This is a genomic window from Arthrobacter subterraneus (assembly GCF_900099735.1).
Taxonomy (GTDB): Bacteria; Actinomycetota; Actinomycetes; order Actinomycetales; family Micrococcaceae; genus Arthrobacter_D; species Arthrobacter_D subterraneus.
On sequence record NZ_FNDT01000004.1, the window covers coordinates 1 to 15,846 of the forward strand.

Here is a 15,846-nt window from a genome sequence, read left to right on the forward strand (position 1 = left end):
CAGTTTCCCAGGCTTATCCCAGAGTCAAGGGCAGGTTACTCACGTGTTACTCACCCGTTCGCCACTAATCCCCCCAGCAAGCTGGAGATCATCGTTCGACTTGCATGTGTTAAGCACGCCGCCAGCGTTCATCCTGAGCCAGGATCAAACTCTCCGTAAAAAAATACGAACACAACACAAGCCCCCCGGAAAAAGAAGAACCCATGCTGCACAAAATTCGAAACCAGCCAAAAAACCAGCCACCCCACACGGGAGCGGAATGACCAGCAAATCAACCAATCAAAAAACAATCGGTATCAACAAACATGGCACACTATTGAGTTCTCAAACAACAGAAGCAATTCACATACTTTGTAAATCTTTATTTACATTTCCGTGCTGCGTTGTTACTAAATCTAATTCATTCGAATTGTTTCTGTCAAATCGGCTTATTTGCCGGAATTCGACTTCGATAATTCGAATCCGCCCACCAGAAAATGCCTGGCATTGGACTTCTGCGCTCAGCGCACGTCCGAACCATTTGGTTTTAGGAGGGGGTTTGTCACCACTCAGCGGCGGCGACTCAGAAAACATTACACGGCCTTCCGGCACTGTGCAAATCTGTTCCTGCCCAGCCGGCAGCTAGCCGATTTCGACGGTCGCGAGCGTCCGCTTCCCACGCCGAAGGAGCAGGAAACGCCCGTGCAGAAGCTGCTCCGAACCGACGATCGTGTCCGGGTCGGCCACCTTCTGGTTGTTCACATAGGCACCTCCTTCGGCGACCGTCCGGCGCGCTGCCGAATTGCTGGGAGAAAGCCCACTCGCCACCAGAAGATCGATGATGCCGAGGGCACCGGCGTCGACCTTCGCCGTCGGCAGTTCAGCGGTCGCGGCAAGGAGCGTGTTTTCATCCAGTTCAGCGAGGTCGCCCTGGCCGAACAGCGCAGCCGAGGCAGCGATCACCTTTTCCGTGGCGTCAACGCCGTGAACCAGGGAAGTCACATCGAAGGCCAGCGCGCGCTGCGCCTCTCGCAGATGCGGCCGGCTCTCGACCGACTCCGCCAGCCGGTCGATGTCGACGCGGTTCCGGAAGGTGAAGACCTTGAGCCGGTCGACAACATCCGCATCAGTGGTGTTCAACCAGAACTGGTACATGGCGTACGGGGTGGTCATGGCCGGATCCAGCCAGACAGCATTGCCCTCGCTCTTGCCGAACTTGGTGCCGTCCGCATTGGTGATCAGCGGAGTTCCGATGGCGTGGACACTCTTGCCCTCGACCTTGCGGATGAGTTCGGTGCCGCTGGTGAGGTTGCCCCACTGATCCGAACCGCCGGTCTGCAGAACACACTGGTGGTCCCGGAAGAGCTGTAGGTAATCCATGCCCTGCAGCACCTGGTAGCTGAACTCGGCGTAGCTGATGCCTTCATCGGAGTTCAGCCGGGAGGCGACAACGTCCTTTTTCATCATGGTGCCGACACGGAAATGCTTTCCGACATCGCGCAGGAAATCGATGGCGCTCATCGGTGCGGTCCAGTCGAGGTTGTTGACCATCCGGGCAGCGTTGTCGCCCTCGAAACTCAGGAACCGCTCCACCTGACCCTGCAGGTACCCGACCCACTCAGCGACGGTTTCCTTGGTGTTCATGGTGCGCTCCGCTGAAGGCCGAGGGTCGCCCACCAGCCCGGTGGACCCGCCCACGAGGCCGATCGGCCTGTGCCCGGCGAGCTGGAGGCGCCGCATTGTCAGCAACTGGACCAGGTTTCCCAGGTGAAGGCTCGGTGCAGTGGGGTCGAAGCCGCAGTAGTACGTGATCGGTGCACCGGCGAGCAGCTTCTCCAGTTCCGCCTCGTCCGTGGACACGTGAATCAATCCGCGCCACTTCAGCTCCTGCCAGAGGTTCTCGAAGGAGCTGTCGTTCTGCTGTTCGGTCACGGGCGAGTGCGCCGTATCGGTAGGTTGTTGCACCGCTTCAAAATATCAGTCCTCAATGCCCTCAGGAATTTCACCCGTCGAGATGAGGCGAAGGCGCTGTGTGGGGCGCGTCATGGCGACATACAGGTCACCGACACGCACAGCCTCCTGCTTCAGCATCTCGGCCGGCTCAAGGACGACCACGCCGTCAAACTCAAGGCCCTTCACCTCGCGCGGAGTGGTGACGACAATGTCCTGTCCGGGCCCGCCCGCACCCTGTCCGACCCGGCTGCCGTAGACCGAGGTGACGGCAGCCCGGACCTGGTCGATGATCCGGGCCGGTGCGATGACCGCGAGGAGACCGTCGGCGATAGCCTCCAGTTCCTCCGGCAGTGCCGCGAGGAGCGCCGGTTCCAGATCCGGCACCCGGTCGATCACCGGGTCCCAGCGTCCGTCCCGGACCGCCTTGGGAGCTGAGACCACGAGCCCGGCCGCGTTGGCCATCCGCACGGCTGCCTCGGCAATCTGCGCCGGGGTCCGGTAGTTCACGGTCAGCTCCTCAAGCTGCCAGCGCTCCCCCACGAACGGCTCGAGCGCCTGCTGCCACGAGTGTGAACCGGCGATCGAGCTGGTCTGGGCGATGTCCCCGACGATGGTGAAGGACTTCAGGGGACACTTGCGCATCAGCAGCCGCCACTGCATCGGCGACAGTTCCTGTGCCTCATCCACCACCACGTGGCCGTACGCCCAGGTGCGGTCACCCGATGCACGCTCCGCCGCGGTGAGCCGGGTTTCCGTCACCACGTTGTGGTCCGCCAGGGCCTCGGCACTCAATACTCCGTCAACGCCCGCATCTTCAAGGGTGGCGCTCACGTTCTCCAGTGTGCGTTCAGCGTTCGCGATATCCCGGCGTCGTTCCTGTTCCTTTTCCGCCGCGTTCCGCCCGGCCGATGCATCAAGCTCACCCAGCAGTTCCGCTGCCTCGTCCAGCAAGGGGACGTCAGCCTCAGTCCAGGGTGCGTCCTCGGTACGGTGGAGAAGCTGCCGCTCGGCGTCGCTGAGGTGCGGTGCCGCCGCTTCAAGCTGCGCGGGCTTGGCGAACAGGTCCCGCAGGAGCTTTTCCGGAGTCATCGGCATCCAGGCGAGGTTCAGCGCGATCCGCACGTCCCGGGAGGTGCGGACGTCTTCGGTGAGGTAGGAGCGGTCGGCGGTGTTTCCGGCACCCGACGATTCTTCCAGCTGTTCGGTCAGCTGCTCCGTGAGTTCGCGCAGCATGATCTTCACGAAGGTTGTCCGTGCCTCGTTGTGCGGTTTGCCGGTAGCGCGGGCGCGGTCCCGGGCCCGGCGGACCTGCCGCGGCGTCAAGGTGAGAATGCTGCCTTCAACGTTGAGCTTCCGGTTCTCGGCCGGGATGCGCTGGCGGTTGGCGACGGCCTGCTTGACGACACCGGCCATGTCCAGGCGGCCCTTGAGTGCCGCGACCTCTTCCGAGGGCTCCTGGACGGTCTGGATGCCCGGCATCAGGCTGCCGATGCTTGCCATCACAACACCCGTTTCGCCCAGGGAGGGCAACACCCGCTCGATGTACTTCATGAATGCGTTGGTTGGGCCGACCAGCAGAACACCCGCTGACTTCAAGCGGTCCCGGTGCGTGTAGAGCAGGTAGGCGGCGCGGTGGAGCGCGACGGCGGTCTTGCCTGTACCCGGACCGCCCTGAACGACGACGACGCCGGGCAACGGCGCTCGGATGATGCGGTCCTGCTCGGACTGGATGGTTCCCACGATGTCCGACATCTGGCCGGTTCGCCGGGAGTTGAGGGCTGCCAGCAGCGCCCCCTCGCCCTGGAGAGAGTCAGCATCCGTGAGCATGGAGGCGTCGAGCACATCGTCTTCAACGGCAACGACGTCCCGCCTCGACAGAATGAGGTGGCGCCGGCGCCGGACGCCCATCCGCTCGAAGGCGGTCGCCTGGTAGAAGGTGCCTGCCTCCGGTGCCCGCCAGTCGACCATGAGCTGCTGCAGGTCCTCGGTGGAAAGACCGATCCGGCCGATGTAGCGCTCCTCTCCGCTGTCCAGGTCCAGGCGCCCGAACACCAGCCGGTCATCCACCGCGTTCAGCTGCGCGAGCCGGTCCTCATACATGGTCGCGAACGCGTCGCGTTCGGACCGGTTCTGGTGCGACCCGGATGAAGTGGTCCGGCGAACCTGATCGAGCTGGCGCTGCTTTTCGGCGCGCAGTTCATCAAGCCGCTGGTACAGACCGGCCACGTAGCGGCGCTCGTGCTCCAGCTCGTTCCGGGCTACTGACATTTCAGGCATTGCGCGTTTCCCTCTCGCCAAGGCGGACCGTCAATTCTATCCCGCTCAGTGCGAATTTCCATGAGCCTGCGCCGCGAACACGGCTAGATAGTTGCCAGCGCGTGAACAGAAGCCGGCACGGCAGCCCTGCCGCCGAGGCCGGCCAGTTCCAGGACGACGCCGGCTCCCACCACTTCGGCGCCGGCCCGCTCAAGGAGGCGGACTGCTGCCGCGAGGGTTCCTCCGGTGGCGAGGACGTCGTCCAGCAGAAGCACGCGGGTACCGGGTGGGAACTCGTCCCGGTGGATCTCCACCGCCGCAGTGCCGTACTCCAGGACGTAGCTTTCGCTGAGGACCTCCCGGGGAAGCTTGCCCGGCTTACGCACCGCCGTCATGCCCGTGCCGGAAGCGTAGGCTGCCGCCGCTGCAAGGATGAAGCCACGGGCTTCAATACCGGCTACGCGATCGAACCCACCCCTGAACGGCTCGATCAGTGCGGAAGTGACCGCCGCAAATGCGGTGGGGTCCGCGAACACCGGCGTGAGATCGCGGAAGGTCACCCCCGGTTTGGGGAAATCGGGCACGCTCGCGCAGGAGGACAGGATGAGGTCGCGGGTATTTGAGGGTGTCATGGCTTCCTGGTGTCTGAGGTCCTGGGGGTACCTGCGCTGCCCGGTGTGTCCCGGGCGAGCCGCGCGGTCCGCGGCCTGGCTGCCGGCCGGTACACCGAAACGCTGGCTTCCCCGGACAGCCAGTAACGCCAGGGATAGGCGGGTGACCCACCGGGACCGCTGACCCCGACGCGTGGTCCGGTCTGCAGGCGCAGCGGGTCCGCAGGGTGCTCGGGAAGTACGAGCTGGAGGCGGTCCGAGAATACGTCTGCGCCGTCCAGGTTCCGGTCGATTCCAAGCGCCTGGGCAAGACGGGCCGGTCCCCGTGCAAGGTCCCGGTCCGAGCGGGGATTACCGCGCCGGCGCCGCGCTGTCTCCAGTCCCCCAACAACCTCGCCGGCGCGCAGCAGCAGACCCGTTGCATGTCCGGGAACCCCGCAGACCACGTTGGCGCAGTAATGCATCCCGTACGTGAAGTACACGTAGAGGTGACCGGCCTCGCCGAACATCGTGGCATTGCGGGCGGTCTGCCCGCGGAAGGCGTGCGACCCTGGATCCTCCGATCCCATGTACGCCTCCACCTCCGTGATACGCACGGTGACCGGCTCCGATCCGTCGTCGTGCGTGAGGTGTGCACCAAGCAGCAGCGGCGCAACCTCGACGGCCGGATGCGCAAGGCGGGTGCGTTGCAGGGCTGGATCCACCAAAAGACCGTATCAATACCGCCGTGCATGCTGCGCACGGCCATGTCCGATTTCCGCTAGCAGCGCACCTTCCGGCCTGCGAGGATGGAGCAATGGACTTCTGGCAGCGGTACCGCGCGATCGAATCGCGGGACATCCGCTTCGATGGGCAGTTCGTCACTGCGGTGGCCACCACGAAGATCTACTGCCGCCCATCGTGCCCCGCCCGTACACCGAAACCGTCCAATGTCACCTTCTATCCCACCTCGGCGGCGGCACATCAAGCGGGCTACCGCGCCTGCAAACGGTGCCTTCCCGAGGCGGTCCCCGGCACACCCGCCTGGAATCTGCGCTCTGACACCGCTGCGCGGGCAATGCGGCTGATCTCCGACGGCGAGATCGACCGCACCGGCGTTCCGGGACTTGCGCTTCGCCTGGGCTACTCAACCAGGCAGCTTGGCCGCATCCTCTCCTCGGAACTGGGAGCCGGGCCGCTTGCCCTGGCGCGCGCCTCCCGTGCACAGACGGCGCGGACCCTGCTGACGGCAACAGACATGCCGCTCTCCGATGTGGCGTTCGCCTCCGGGTTCGCGAGCATCCGGCAGTTCAACCAAACGGTGCAGGAGGTTTACAGCCTCTCCCCCTCGCAGCTGCGGCATCGGAGCCGCGCACTGTCGCATTCCCCGGCGGCCGCGGGTGCCCCCACCTCACTCGGCCTGACGCTGCCGCTGCGGGAACCGTACGACGACGGCATTTTTGCCTTCCTGTCCGCGCGCGCAGTCGACGGGGTCGAGCGGGCAGACGAAGGCGGGTATGCCCGGCTCGTTCGCCTTCCCGGCGGTGAAGGCTGGTTCAGGGCCGCGCGGGGACGCGGCGGACTGGACGTTTCGGTGAGGGTGGAGCACCTGAAGGATCTGCCCGTCCTGCTGTCCCGTATCCGCAGGCTGTTCGACCTTGACGCGGACCCGACAGCCATCGACGGCGCACTGTCGGCAGAACCGGCAATGTCTGCGCGGGTGCAGCGGCATCCGGGTATCCGGCTGCCCGGGGCGGTGGACCCGCAGGAGATCCTCATCCGCGCCATGGTGGGTCAGCAGATCACCGTCGCCGCTGCGACCGGTGTCCTGAAGACCCTCAGCGTGCTCGGGGCTGCCTCCATGCTCGGCTGTCCCGGCCACAGCCGGCTTTTCCCCACGGCCGCCGAGATTGCCGAGGGAGCAGGGCCGCTGCTGAAGGGGCCCGCGCGCCGTCGGGCGGCCCTGCTCGGCGCCGCTGCGGCACTCGCCGACGGAAGCGTATCCATCGGCGTCGGAGACAGCCCGGCTGAACTTGAGGGGAAACTCCTTCCGCTGCCAGGGGTAGGGCCGTGGACGGTACGCTACGCTGCGATGCGGGTCCTCGGTGCCACGGACGTTTCGCTCGACGGCGACGCCGCGGTCCGAACCGGCCTGTCGAAGCTGTCCGGCCGGCCAGTCGACGCCCGCTCGGCCGCCGCCTGGCTGGAACAGTTCAGTCCCTGGCGTTCCTACGCCACCATGCATCTCTGGCGCGTGGCCGCTGACAAACATCCCGGAAGCCAGTCCATCCCGCCGGGCACCGTACGAAAGGCACTGTCATGACCACCCGCACCGCAACAATGTCCACACCGGACGGGCCGTTCACCGTCGTCGAACGGGACGGTGTGGTCCTCGCCTCCGGCTGGACGGCGGACCTGGCGGAAGTGACCGGCCAGATTCATCCCTCGCTGAGGGCGGAGAGCGTGCAGCAGGTGGCCGGACTTGGCGCGATCACCGACGCCGTCTGCGCATATTACGACGGCGACCTCGCCGCGATTGAGTCGGTGCCCGTGCGTCAGCTCTCGGGTCCCTTCCGCAACCATGCCTGGGAGGTGCTGCGGACGGTGGCTCCCGGCAGGCCGGTCACCTACTTGGAGTACGCACGGCTGGCCGGCCATCCCGCGGCGGTCCGTGCGGCTGCCGGCGCGTGCGCCTTTAACGCTGCAGCGCTCTTTGTACCCTGCCACCGGGTGATCCGGACAGACGGCAGCCTGGGTGGTTTCCGTTGGGGTCTGGAGGTCAAAACCAACCTCCTGGCACGGGAAAAAGCGGCGGCCAGTCCGGACGGTCAGTCCGAGAGAGTAGCCCGGTAGAAATCCTCGAGCGCATGAAGTTTGCGCATGCTCATGTGGGGTTGGTCCCCCTCCACCGATACCGCCACGGCATCCAGATGGGCGTGCCACTGGGCCAGCAGTGCCGGCGCGTCGGCCTGGTCATCCACGACGTGCCGGACGGTAAGCCGGGTCGCGCCCCCGTCTGCGGTCAGGTCGACTTCCGCCTGCTCCACCCTGGGCTGCTGTTCCGGATCGGCGGTGAGAGCGTCCCTGACCAGCGGGAGGGTGGAATTGAAGCGACGGTCGAAATGGACCATGGTGACGCCGTCGGACGTTTCCAACCAACCCATGGTGTTGGAGATGCTGAACTCCGCGGCGTAGGCATCCCGGAGCGACGCCCAGTCGCCGGACGGCGCAGGCTCCCTGCCGGCAGCGACATCGGCAAGGGCGGCGAGGATCTGCTGCCAGCCCGCGGCACCCTCGGTCAGGAAATCGGCCGTCTCCGAACGTGCGCGCAGCTGCAGGAGGGTGCCGCCGTCGCTGGACAGGACGCGCCATTCAAGGATTGATTCAAGACCGAGGGGATCCTCCCAGATGATCTGGAGGCTGGTGGGCGGGTTGAGTTGCAGGACGGTGCCTTCAACCGCTCCTCCCCCCATGTCAAGGGAGTATTCCTTTCCGAGCTCCCAGCCGCCGGCGAGTTCGCCCAACCAGAGGCGCACCTTGGCGGGATCGGTCAACAGGTCCCAGATATAGGCGCGGGGATAATCCAGCTGCCGGTCGAAGGCAAGGACATAGCCGTCGCTCAGCCGCTCAATGCGGCCAAGCGGCACCGCGGAATGAACTGCTGTGGAATCAACATCCGACGTCATCGCGTGTGCCTCTGCCCTGGCTGGTGCCTCGGTTCTCCTGCTCCGTGACTCCCAACTTAGCGCAGGAGCGGACCCCTGATAAGGGCGCGGACGGATGAGTCACCCGGTCACGGGCGCGGTGCCACCGCCGCCGGCCACGGCAGGAGCTCGGGCAGGGCCACCCCGTCGGCTGCCGCTGTCGCGTTCAGGCCGCCCAGCGGCTTGCGGCCTGCCAGCCACGCGGCGATGTCCTGCAGCAGCCCGGTGACCACGATGGTGCGCGCCGGGGTCCCCGGCCCATTGGAAAGCGTCCTCGGCTGTTCACCCAGCGGCTGGAGCTTGAGGGCGACGCCGTCCGGAACGCGGGCGGCGAGAAAACCGAAAAGGTAATGGCAGAAGGTGGTGTCCCAGTCGAGGGGGGTGCGTCCGAGGTCCAGGTCGGACGCATGGATGACCAGCTCCCGCCAGAGGGCGAGGGCGCCGTCGCGGACCGTTCCGTCACGGTACGCGATGCGCGCGTCCCACTCGCTGCCCGTGACTCCGGCGAAGACCGCCACTGCCCCGGTGACGGCGTCAGTCAGTCCCTCGAGCTGCTCCGCGGCGGGACGCTGTGCCCGCCGTTCGATGTCCCGGTTGCGGCCGTCGAAACCATCGTCATAGAACTCGATTTTTTCACCACGGGCGGCGTACTCGACCTGCCGTGTCATTGCCCGGGCCACACCCTCGACATGGGCGATCACGAAGGCGCGGTTCCAGCCCGGGAGGACCGACGGCGCCGCGTGGGTAGCCTCGTCGAGCGCTGCTGCCGCAGCCAACAGCTCCCGGCCGGCGTCGGCGAGCCGCTCCGGCAGGTTGTCGGGAAGGTTCTCGGGTGCTGCGGGCTGCGACGTGTTCACGGACATCCTCGGGGTAGGTAGCGGTTGACTTGTCCCGAGGATACCCGTAACACGGCTCTAGCTCTGTGCCGGTACCAGCGCTGACCGTGCTTCCTCCAGCTGCGCCGCGAGGGCGGTGAGCTGTCGGCGCACCGCGGCCGGCGCGGTGCCGCCCTGGGAGTCGCGGCTGTTGAGTGAACCTTCGACCGTGAGCACCTCGCGGACACCCGGGGTCAGATGCTCCGAAATCCCGGCGTAGTCCTCATCGGTGAGGTCCCATAGCTCGACGCCGCGGCTCTCGGCCAGCTTGACCGCGGCACCGGAGAGCTCATGGGCCTCACGGAACGGCACACCCTGGCGGACCAGCCATTCGGCAACGTCCGTGGCCAGCGCAAAACCGAGCGGCGCCAGGGAAGCCATGCGTTCCGTGTTGAACGTCAGCGTCGCGATCATGCCCGACACCGCCGGAAGGAGCACCTCGAGGGTGTCGACGGCGTCGAACACGGGTTCCTTGTCTTCCTGAAGGTCCCGGTTGTAGGCCAGCGGGAGGCCCTTGAGCGTCGCGAGCAGTCCGGTCAGGTTCCCGATGAGCCGTCCGGCCTTGCCGCGCGCAAGCTCGGCCACGTCCGGGTTCTTCTTCTGCGGCATGATCGAGGATCCCGTGGAGAAGGAATCATGGAGCGTGACGAAGGAGAACTCCTTCGTTGCCCAGATAATGACCTCTTCACTGATGCGCGACAGGTCGACGCCGATCATCGAAGTCACCCAGGCAAACTCCGCGTACACATCGCGCCCGGCGGTTCCGTCGATCGAGTTGTGCGTCGCCGAGTCGAATCCCAGCTCCGCCGCAACCGCCTCGGGGTCCAGCCCCAGTGACGAGCCGGCCAGCGCGCCGGAGCCGTACGGAGACACAGCAGCGCGGCGGTCCCAGTCCTGCAGGCGCTGGACATCACGCAGCAGCGCCCACGCGTGGGCCAGCAGGTGATGGCTCAACAGCACCGGCTGCGCGTGCTGCAGGTGGGTCCTGCCCGGCATCGGCACCTCAAGGTGCTGCTGTGCCTGCTCCACGAGGGCGTCAATGGTTGCCAGGACACCACCGGCGATGATCCGCGCGTGCTCGCGCAGGTACATCCGCCCGAGGGTTGCCACCTGGTCATTGCGTGACCGGCCGGCCCGGAGCTTTCCGCCAAGGGCAGGCCCCGCCCGCTCAATCAGGCCGCGCTCGAGGGATCCGTGCACGTCCTCGTCGGACTCAGCCGGCAGGTACGCGCCGGTCCGGACGTCGTCGTCGAGCGCGTCCAGGGCGGCCAGCATCCCGGCCAGCTCACCGTCGTCGAGCAGGCCGGCGCGGTGCAGGACGCGGGCGTGCGCCCGGGACCCGGCGATGTCATGACGGGCCAGCCGCCAGTCAAAATGCGTCGACTTGCTCAGCGCCGCGAGGGCATCCGCGGGGCCGCCGGAAAACCGGCCGCCCCACAGTGAGCCCTCATTGGTGCCGTGTGCCGCTGTGCTGTGTGCCTCGGTCACGGATTAGCTTCCCGCGCGCTGATCGCGGCCGGAGGCCACCTTGGAGGACAGGCCGAAGATTTCGATGAACCCGCGCGCCATGGACTGGTCGAAGGTGTCACCGGTGTCGTAGGTGGCCAGGTTGAAGTCATACAGCCCGACGTCGGAGCGGCGGCCTGTGACGGTGGCGCGTCCGCCGTGGAGTTCCATGCGGACCTCCCCGGTGACGTACCGCTGGGTGTCGTCGATGAAGGTTTCCAGTGAACGCTTCAGCGGCGAGAACCACTGGCCGTCATACACCAGCTCGGTCCAGCGCTGGTCCACGGTCTTCTTGAACCGGGCCTGCTCGCGCTCCACGGTGACGTTCTCCAGCTCGCGGTGGGCGGTGATCAGCGCCATGGCACCCGGTGCCTCGTAGATTTCGCGGCTCTTGATGCCCACCAGGCGGTCCTCGACGATGTCGATGCGGCCCACACCCTGTGCGCCGGCGCGGCGGTTCAGTTCCTCGATGGCCTGCAGCGGGGTGACGGCGTGCCCGTCGATGGCCACCGGGATGCCCTGCTTGAAGGTGATGACAACTTCATCGGGTGCCGGGGAGAATTCAGGGGAATCGGTGTAGTCGTAGACGTCCTTGGTGGGGCCGTTCCAGATGTCCTCGAGGAACCCGGTCTCGACGGCGCGTCCCCACACGTTCTGGTCGATGGAGAACGGGTTCTTCTTGGTGGTCTCGATAGGCAGTCCCTTTTCCTCGGCGAAGGCAATGGCCTTGTCGCGGGTGAGGGCCAGGTCGCGGACCGGGGCGATGCACTTCAGGTCCGGGCCGAGGGTCTGGATGCCGACCTCGAACCGGACCTGGTCGTTGCCCTTGCCGGTGCAGCCGTGGGCCACGGTGGTGGCGTTGAACTCGCGGGCCGCGGCGACGAGGTGCTTGACGATGACGGGGCGGGAGATCGCCGAGACCAGGGGGTAGGCGTCCATGTACAGCGCGTTGGCCCGCAGCGTGGGCATGCAGTATTCATTGGCGAACTCATCGCGGGCGTCAGCCACGTAGGCCTCGACGGCACCGCAGCCCAGTGCGCGCTGGCGGATGGTTTCGAGGGATTCACCGCCCTGTCCGACGTCGACGGCGACAGCCACCACTTCAGCTCCGGTTGCTTCGGCGATCCAGCCGATGGCCACCGACGTATCCAGTCCGCCTGAGTAGGCAAGGACAATGCGTTCAGTCACTTCTGTAGCTCCTCTGTGTTGTGGGATGTTCGGTGGTTGTGTGGAAGTTGTTTTTCTAGGTTGCTTCATGGGCGAACTGCAGGAACCGGGCGGCGACGTCCGCGCCGCCGGCCGGATCCCGGGTGACCAGCAGGATGGTGTCGTCACCGGCGATCGTACCGAGGACCGACGGCATGACCGAATGGTCGATTGCCAGGGCCAGGAAGTTCGCTGCTCCCGGCGGTGTCCGGAGCACCACCAGGTTGCCCGAGGCCTCCGCGGTGACCAGGAGCTCCCCGCACAGCCGGGACAGCCTGCTGTCGAGAATTTCCTGGGTGACGCCGCTCTGTGGAGCGCGCCCGCCGCCCTCGCCGGGCACCGCGTACACCAGCGCCCCGTCCTTGCCGCGGACGCGCACCGCCCCCAGTTCCACCAGGTCGCGGGAGAGCGTGGCCTGGGTGACCTGCAGCCCGTCGTCGGCCAGGAGATCAGCCAGTTCGGACTGCGACCGCACCGACTGCGCGGTGAGCAGTGCCGTGATCCGCGCCTGGCGTGCGGTCTTCGTGGTGGGCTGGCCGGTGGGCAGGACGGAAGGCTGGGGTGCGCCCTGCCCCGGAACGGACGGTGAGGTCACGAGCGCTCCATGAGCCACACCATGAGGGCCTTCTGGGCATGCAGCCGGTTTTCCGCCTCATCCCACACCACGGATTGGGGCCCGTCGATGACACCGGCCGAAATCTCATAGCCGCGGTAGGCGGGCAGGCAATGAAGGACGACGGCGCCGGCCGCCGCCTGCGCCAGCAGCGCCTCATCCACCGCGTACGGACGGAACAGCTCGAACCGGGCGCTCTTGGCCGCCTCGTCCTCGATTTCCTGTCCCATGGAGACCCACGTGTCCGTCGCGACGACGTCGGCACCGGCGGCTGCCTCCGCGGGGTCGGTGGTGATGAGGACCGAGCCGCCGGTCTCCACGGCACGCTTGTTCGCGGCGTCCACGATGCGCTGCTCGGGGAGGTAGCCTTCCGGACCGGCGATACGCACGTGCATCCCCGCGGTGACGCCCGCCAGGAGGTACGAGTTGGCCATGTTGTTGGCAGCGTCGCCGAAGTACGCCATGGTGAGCCCGGCGAGCTTGCCCTTGTGCTCCCGGATGGTGAGGAGATCGGCGAGCAGCTGGCACGGATGGTAATCGTCGGACAGCGCGTTGATCACCGGAACGGAGGACGCCGCCGCCATTTCTTCCAGGCCTGCCTGTGCGTAGGTGCGCCAGACGATGGTGGAGACCATCCGTTCGAGGACCCTGGCGGTGTCGGTGATGGATTCCTTGTGGCCGAGCTGCGACTCTCCCGAGCCGATGATGAGCGGCACCCCGCCCAGGTCCGCGATACCGGTGGCGAAGGACACGCGGGTGCGGGTGGAGGTCTTGTCAAAGATCACCGCGACGGTCCTGCGTCCGGCGCCTTCTCCGGCGTAGGTGGAGTCCGAGTAGGGCGCCTTCTTCAGCTGGAGCGCCAGGTCGAGGACCTCGTTCTGTTCTGACTGGCTCAGGTCCGTGTCGACCAGGAAGTGGCGGGTCATGCGGGGGCCTCCGTGCTCTGGGCAGCGTGTGTGCGTGCATTGGCGGTGCGTGCGGTGTCGAGGATTCCGGGCAAGGCGTCGAGAAACCCCTGTGCTTCGGCACGGGTCAGGATCAGCGGCGGCGCGAGCCTGAGGGTGTGCGGAGTCGGCGCGTTGATGATGAAGCCCTGCTCGAGCGCTTCCCTGACGGCTTCGGCTGCGAAGTCGCCGTCGAGGTCGAAGCCGATCAGTAGGCCCTCCCCGCGGACCTCGTCCACTCCGGGCACAGCGGTGAGGCTGCTGCGGAGGAAATTGCCGACGTCGTCCGCGTTCTGCAGCACCGCGCCCGCTTCCAGCGCGTGCAACGTGGCGAGCGCAGCAGCCGTTGCGACGGGGTTGCCGCCGAAGGTGCTTCCATGCTGGCCGGCCGTGAGCAGCGCGGAGGCCCTGGGCCCGAAGGTCACCAGCGCTCCGATCGGGAAACCGCCGCCGAGTCCCTTGGCGAGGGTCATGGCGTCGGGGGTGATGCCGCTGGACTGATGGGCAAACCAGCGCCCCGTCCTACCGACCCCGGTCTGCACCTCGTCCAGGATCAGCAGTGCTCCGGCTGCGCGGGTCAGTTCCCGGGCGCGCTGCAGGTAGCCGGTACTGAGCGGACGGACACCCGCCTCACCCTGGATGGGCTCCAGAACGACGGCGGCGACGGACTCATCCAGCGCGGCCTCCAGCGCCTGAAGGTCGTCAAACGGCAGGTGCTCGACGCCGCCTGGCAGCGGCTCGAACGGCTCGCGGTAGGCCTGCTTCGCGGTCAGCGCGAGCGCTCCCATGGTGCGGCCGTGGAAGCCGCCCTCAAGGGCAAGGATGCGGGTGCGGGGTTTCCCGTCCGGGGCAGCTGCGCTGTTCCGGCGGGCCAGTTTGAATGCCGCCTCGACGGCCTCCGTGCCGGAGTTGGCGAAGAATACCTTCGACTCCACGGGCGCTCCGGAGAGTGCCAGCAGCTTTTCGGCGAGCGCAACCTGGGTGGGGCTGGTGAAGAAGTTCGAGACATGGCCGAGCGTCGCCAGCTGCGAGGAGATCACCGAGGTGACGAAGGGGTGCGCGTGGCCCAGCGCGTTCACGGCAATGCCGCCGAGCAGGTCGAGGTACTGCTTGCCGTCGGCGTCCCAGACCAGGCAGCCGGCGCCGCGCACCAGGACCCGCTGCGGGGTGCCGAACACACCGAGCACTGAATCCGCGTACCGCTGCAGCCACTCCTGGCCCTTCGCCGGGTCAACCAGGGCTGACGCGGGAGCACTTTCGACTGACGATTCCTTGCCGTTCATGCCGCATCGTCCTCGTCCGGCACTACCTGCGTGCCTATTCCGGCTGTGGTGAAGATTTCGAGCAGCATCGAGTGCGGCAGCCGCCCGTCGACAATGTGGGCACGCTCCACTCCCCCGTCCACGGCCTTGAGGCAGGCGGTCATCTTCGGGATCATCCCCGATTCGAGGGCGGGCAGGAGTCCGCGCAGCTCGGTGGCCGTCAGCGAGGAGATGAGGCTCGTGCGGTCGGGCCAGTTCGAGTAGAGGCCTTCGACGTCGGTCAGGATGACGAGCTTCGATGCTCCGAGCGCCTCGGCAAGCGAGGCGGCGGCGGTGTCGGCGTTGACGTTGAGGACCTGCCCGGTGCCGTTGCCGGCGTCATCGATCTCGGGGGCGACCGTGGAAATGACGGGGATGCGTCCGGCTTCGAGGATGTCAAGGATGGCGGCCGGGTTCACGCCGACCACCTCACCGACCAGGCCGAGGTCCACTTCCTCGCCGTCCACGACGGTGCCTGTCCGGATAGCCCGGAGCAGCGCGCCGTCTTCACCGGAAAGACCGACGGCGTACGGACCGTGTGAATTGATCAGGCCGACGAGTTCCCTGCCCACCTGCCCGGTGAGGACCATCCGCACCACGTCCATCGCCTCCGGGGTGGTGACCCGCAGCCCGCCCTTGAACTCGGATGTGATCCCGAGCCGGTCAAGCATGCTATTGATCTGCGGACCGCCGCCGTGGACCACAACGGGATGGATTCCGGCGTGGTGGAGGAAGACGATGTCCTCGGCGAAGGCGCGGCGGAGGTCATCATTGACCATGGCGTTGCCGCCGTACTTGATCACCATGGTGGTGCCGGCGAACTGCTGGATCCAGGGCAGCGCCTCGATCAGGGTTGCCGCCTTGTCCTGCGCGGCGTTGAGAGTGTTCATGGTGTCCTTCGACGCGGTGTTCCGGGCAG

The 15,846-nt window shown here is 66.6% G+C and carries 15 protein-coding genes and 1 rRNA gene; 2 read left to right on the forward strand and 14 right to left on the reverse strand.

The window, feature by feature from the left end; all coding sequences use genetic code 11:
* The 6 genes from BLS52_RS06205 to BLS52_RS06225 all read right to left on the reverse strand — a co-directional run.
* A 16S ribosomal RNA gene (locus BLS52_RS06205) occupies positions 1–160 on the reverse strand; the annotation flags it as partial.
* Between the two features lie 182 nt (positions 161–342).
* On the reverse strand, positions 343–573 hold the full coding sequence (locus tag BLS52_RS18665) for a hypothetical protein (protein WP_217636725.1): 231 nt from the start codon (positions 571–573) through the stop codon (positions 343–345).
* Between the two features lie 48 nt (positions 574–621).
* Positions 622–1,944 carry a tyrosine--tRNA ligase gene (gene tyrS / locus BLS52_RS06210; protein ID WP_245702723.1) on the reverse strand — a complete coding sequence of 441 codons (1,323 nt, stop codon included), beginning with the start codon at positions 1,942–1,944 and terminating at the stop codon, positions 622–624.
* A 12-nt stretch (positions 1,945–1,956) separates the two neighbouring features.
* Entirely contained in the window at positions 1,957–4,209 is a 2,253-nt protein-coding gene (locus BLS52_RS06215; protein ID WP_245702724.1) for a HelD family protein, read from the reverse strand.
* 83 nt (positions 4,210–4,292) lie between these two features.
* Entirely contained in the window at positions 4,293–4,820 is a 528-nt protein-coding gene (locus tag BLS52_RS06220; protein WP_090585224.1) for an adenine phosphoribosyltransferase, read from the reverse strand.
* Positions 4,817–5,503, reverse strand: a complete 687-nt coding sequence (locus tag BLS52_RS06225; protein ID WP_245702725.1) for a DNA-3-methyladenine glycosylase — start codon at positions 5,501–5,503, stop codon at positions 4,817–4,819. Before BLS52_RS06225 ends, BLS52_RS06220 begins: the two co-directional genes overlap by 4 nt.
* A 92-nt stretch (positions 5,504–5,595) precedes the next feature.
* Here BLS52_RS06225 and BLS52_RS06230 point away from each other — a divergent pair, with 92 nt between their 5' ends.
* Together BLS52_RS06230 and BLS52_RS06235 are read left to right on the forward strand one after the other, a co-directional pair.
* Positions 5,596–7,101: a DNA-3-methyladenine glycosylase 2 family protein gene (locus BLS52_RS06230; protein WP_090585228.1), complete on the forward strand. Its 1,506-nt coding sequence runs from the start codon at positions 5,596–5,598 to the stop codon at positions 7,099–7,101.
* Positions 7,098–7,631 (forward strand): methylated-DNA--[protein]-cysteine S-methyltransferase, encoded by a 534-nt coding sequence (locus BLS52_RS06235; RefSeq protein WP_090585230.1) that lies wholly within the window; start codon positions 7,098–7,100, stop codon positions 7,629–7,631. The genes BLS52_RS06230 and BLS52_RS06235 overlap by 4 nt, the downstream gene beginning before the upstream one ends.
* Here the strand turns inward: BLS52_RS06235 and BLS52_RS06240 are convergent.
* From BLS52_RS06240 to argB, 8 genes are all read right to left on the reverse strand, one after another.
* A complete protein-coding gene (locus tag BLS52_RS06240; protein ID WP_090585232.1) occupies positions 7,607–8,464 on the reverse strand; it encodes an SRPBCC domain-containing protein in 858 nt (285 codons plus the stop codon). The genes BLS52_RS06235 and BLS52_RS06240 overlap by 25 nt on opposite strands.
* A 107-nt stretch (positions 8,465–8,571) precedes the next feature.
* The gene (locus BLS52_RS06245; protein ID WP_245702726.1) at positions 8,572–9,339 is read right to left on the reverse strand and encodes a maleylpyruvate isomerase family mycothiol-dependent enzyme; all 768 of its coding nucleotides are present in this window, start codon (positions 9,337–9,339) and stop codon (positions 8,572–8,574) included.
* Between the two features lie 57 nt (positions 9,340–9,396).
* On the reverse strand, positions 9,397–10,845 hold the full coding sequence (argH, locus tag BLS52_RS06250; protein ID WP_090585236.1) for an argininosuccinate lyase: 1,449 nt from the start codon (positions 10,843–10,845) through the stop codon (positions 9,397–9,399).
* A gap of 3 nt (positions 10,846–10,848) precedes the next feature.
* The gene (locus BLS52_RS06255) at positions 10,849–12,051 is read right to left on the reverse strand and encodes an argininosuccinate synthase (protein WP_026545505.1); all 1,203 of its coding nucleotides are present in this window, start codon (positions 12,049–12,051) and stop codon (positions 10,849–10,851) included.
* 55 nt (positions 12,052–12,106) lie between these two features.
* Complete coding sequence (locus BLS52_RS06260) at positions 12,107–12,664, reverse strand: arginine repressor (RefSeq protein ID WP_084033755.1); 558 nt, start codon at positions 12,662–12,664, stop codon at positions 12,107–12,109.
* On the reverse strand, positions 12,661–13,608 hold the full coding sequence (gene argF / locus BLS52_RS06265) for an ornithine carbamoyltransferase (protein ID WP_090585238.1): 948 nt from the start codon (positions 13,606–13,608) through the stop codon (positions 12,661–12,663). The genes BLS52_RS06260 and argF overlap by 4 nt, the downstream gene beginning before the upstream one ends.
* Positions 13,605–14,909 (reverse strand): acetylornithine transaminase, encoded by a 1,305-nt coding sequence (locus tag BLS52_RS06270; RefSeq protein ID WP_090585240.1) that lies wholly within the window; start codon positions 14,907–14,909, stop codon positions 13,605–13,607. The genes argF and BLS52_RS06270 overlap by 4 nt, the downstream gene beginning before the upstream one ends.
* On the reverse strand, positions 14,906–15,817 hold the full coding sequence (gene argB, locus BLS52_RS06275; RefSeq protein ID WP_090585242.1) for an acetylglutamate kinase: 912 nt from the start codon (positions 15,815–15,817) through the stop codon (positions 14,906–14,908). Before argB ends, BLS52_RS06270 begins: the two co-directional genes overlap by 4 nt.
* Positions 15,818–15,846 lie beyond the last annotated feature (29 nt).

Excerpts from the sequence above, each read along its gene's own strand:
- BLS52_RS06215 (WP_245702724.1), bottom strand. The coding sequence starts at position 4,209 with ATGCCTGAAATGTCAGTAGCCCGGAACGAGCTGGAGCACGAGCGCCGC.
- BLS52_RS06270 (WP_090585240.1), bottom strand. The coding sequence starts at position 14,909 with ATGAACGGCAAGGAATCGTCAGTCGAAAGTGCTCCCGCGTCAGCCCTG.
- BLS52_RS06220 (WP_090585224.1), bottom strand. The coding sequence starts at position 4,820 with ATGACACCCTCAAATACCCGCGACCTCATCCTGTCCTCCTGCGCGAGC.
- argB (WP_090585242.1), bottom strand. The coding sequence starts at position 15,817 with ATGAACACTCTCAACGCCGCGCAGGACAAGGCGGCAACCCTGATCGAG.
- BLS52_RS06235 (WP_090585230.1), top strand. The coding sequence starts at position 7,098 with ATGACCACCCGCACCGCAACAATGTCCACACCGGACGGGCCGTTCACC.
- argF (WP_090585238.1), bottom strand. The coding sequence starts at position 13,608 with ATGACCCGCCACTTCCTGGTCGACACGGACCTGAGCCAGTCAGAACAG.
- BLS52_RS06230 (WP_090585228.1), top strand. The coding sequence starts at position 5,596 with ATGGACTTCTGGCAGCGGTACCGCGCGATCGAATCGCGGGACATCCGC.
- BLS52_RS06240 (WP_090585232.1), bottom strand. The coding sequence starts at position 8,464 with ATGACGTCGGATGTTGATTCCACAGCAGTTCATTCCGCGGTGCCGCTT.
- BLS52_RS18665 (WP_217636725.1), bottom strand. The coding sequence starts at position 573 with ATGTTTTCTGAGTCGCCGCCGCTGAGTGGTGACAAACCCCCTCCTAAA.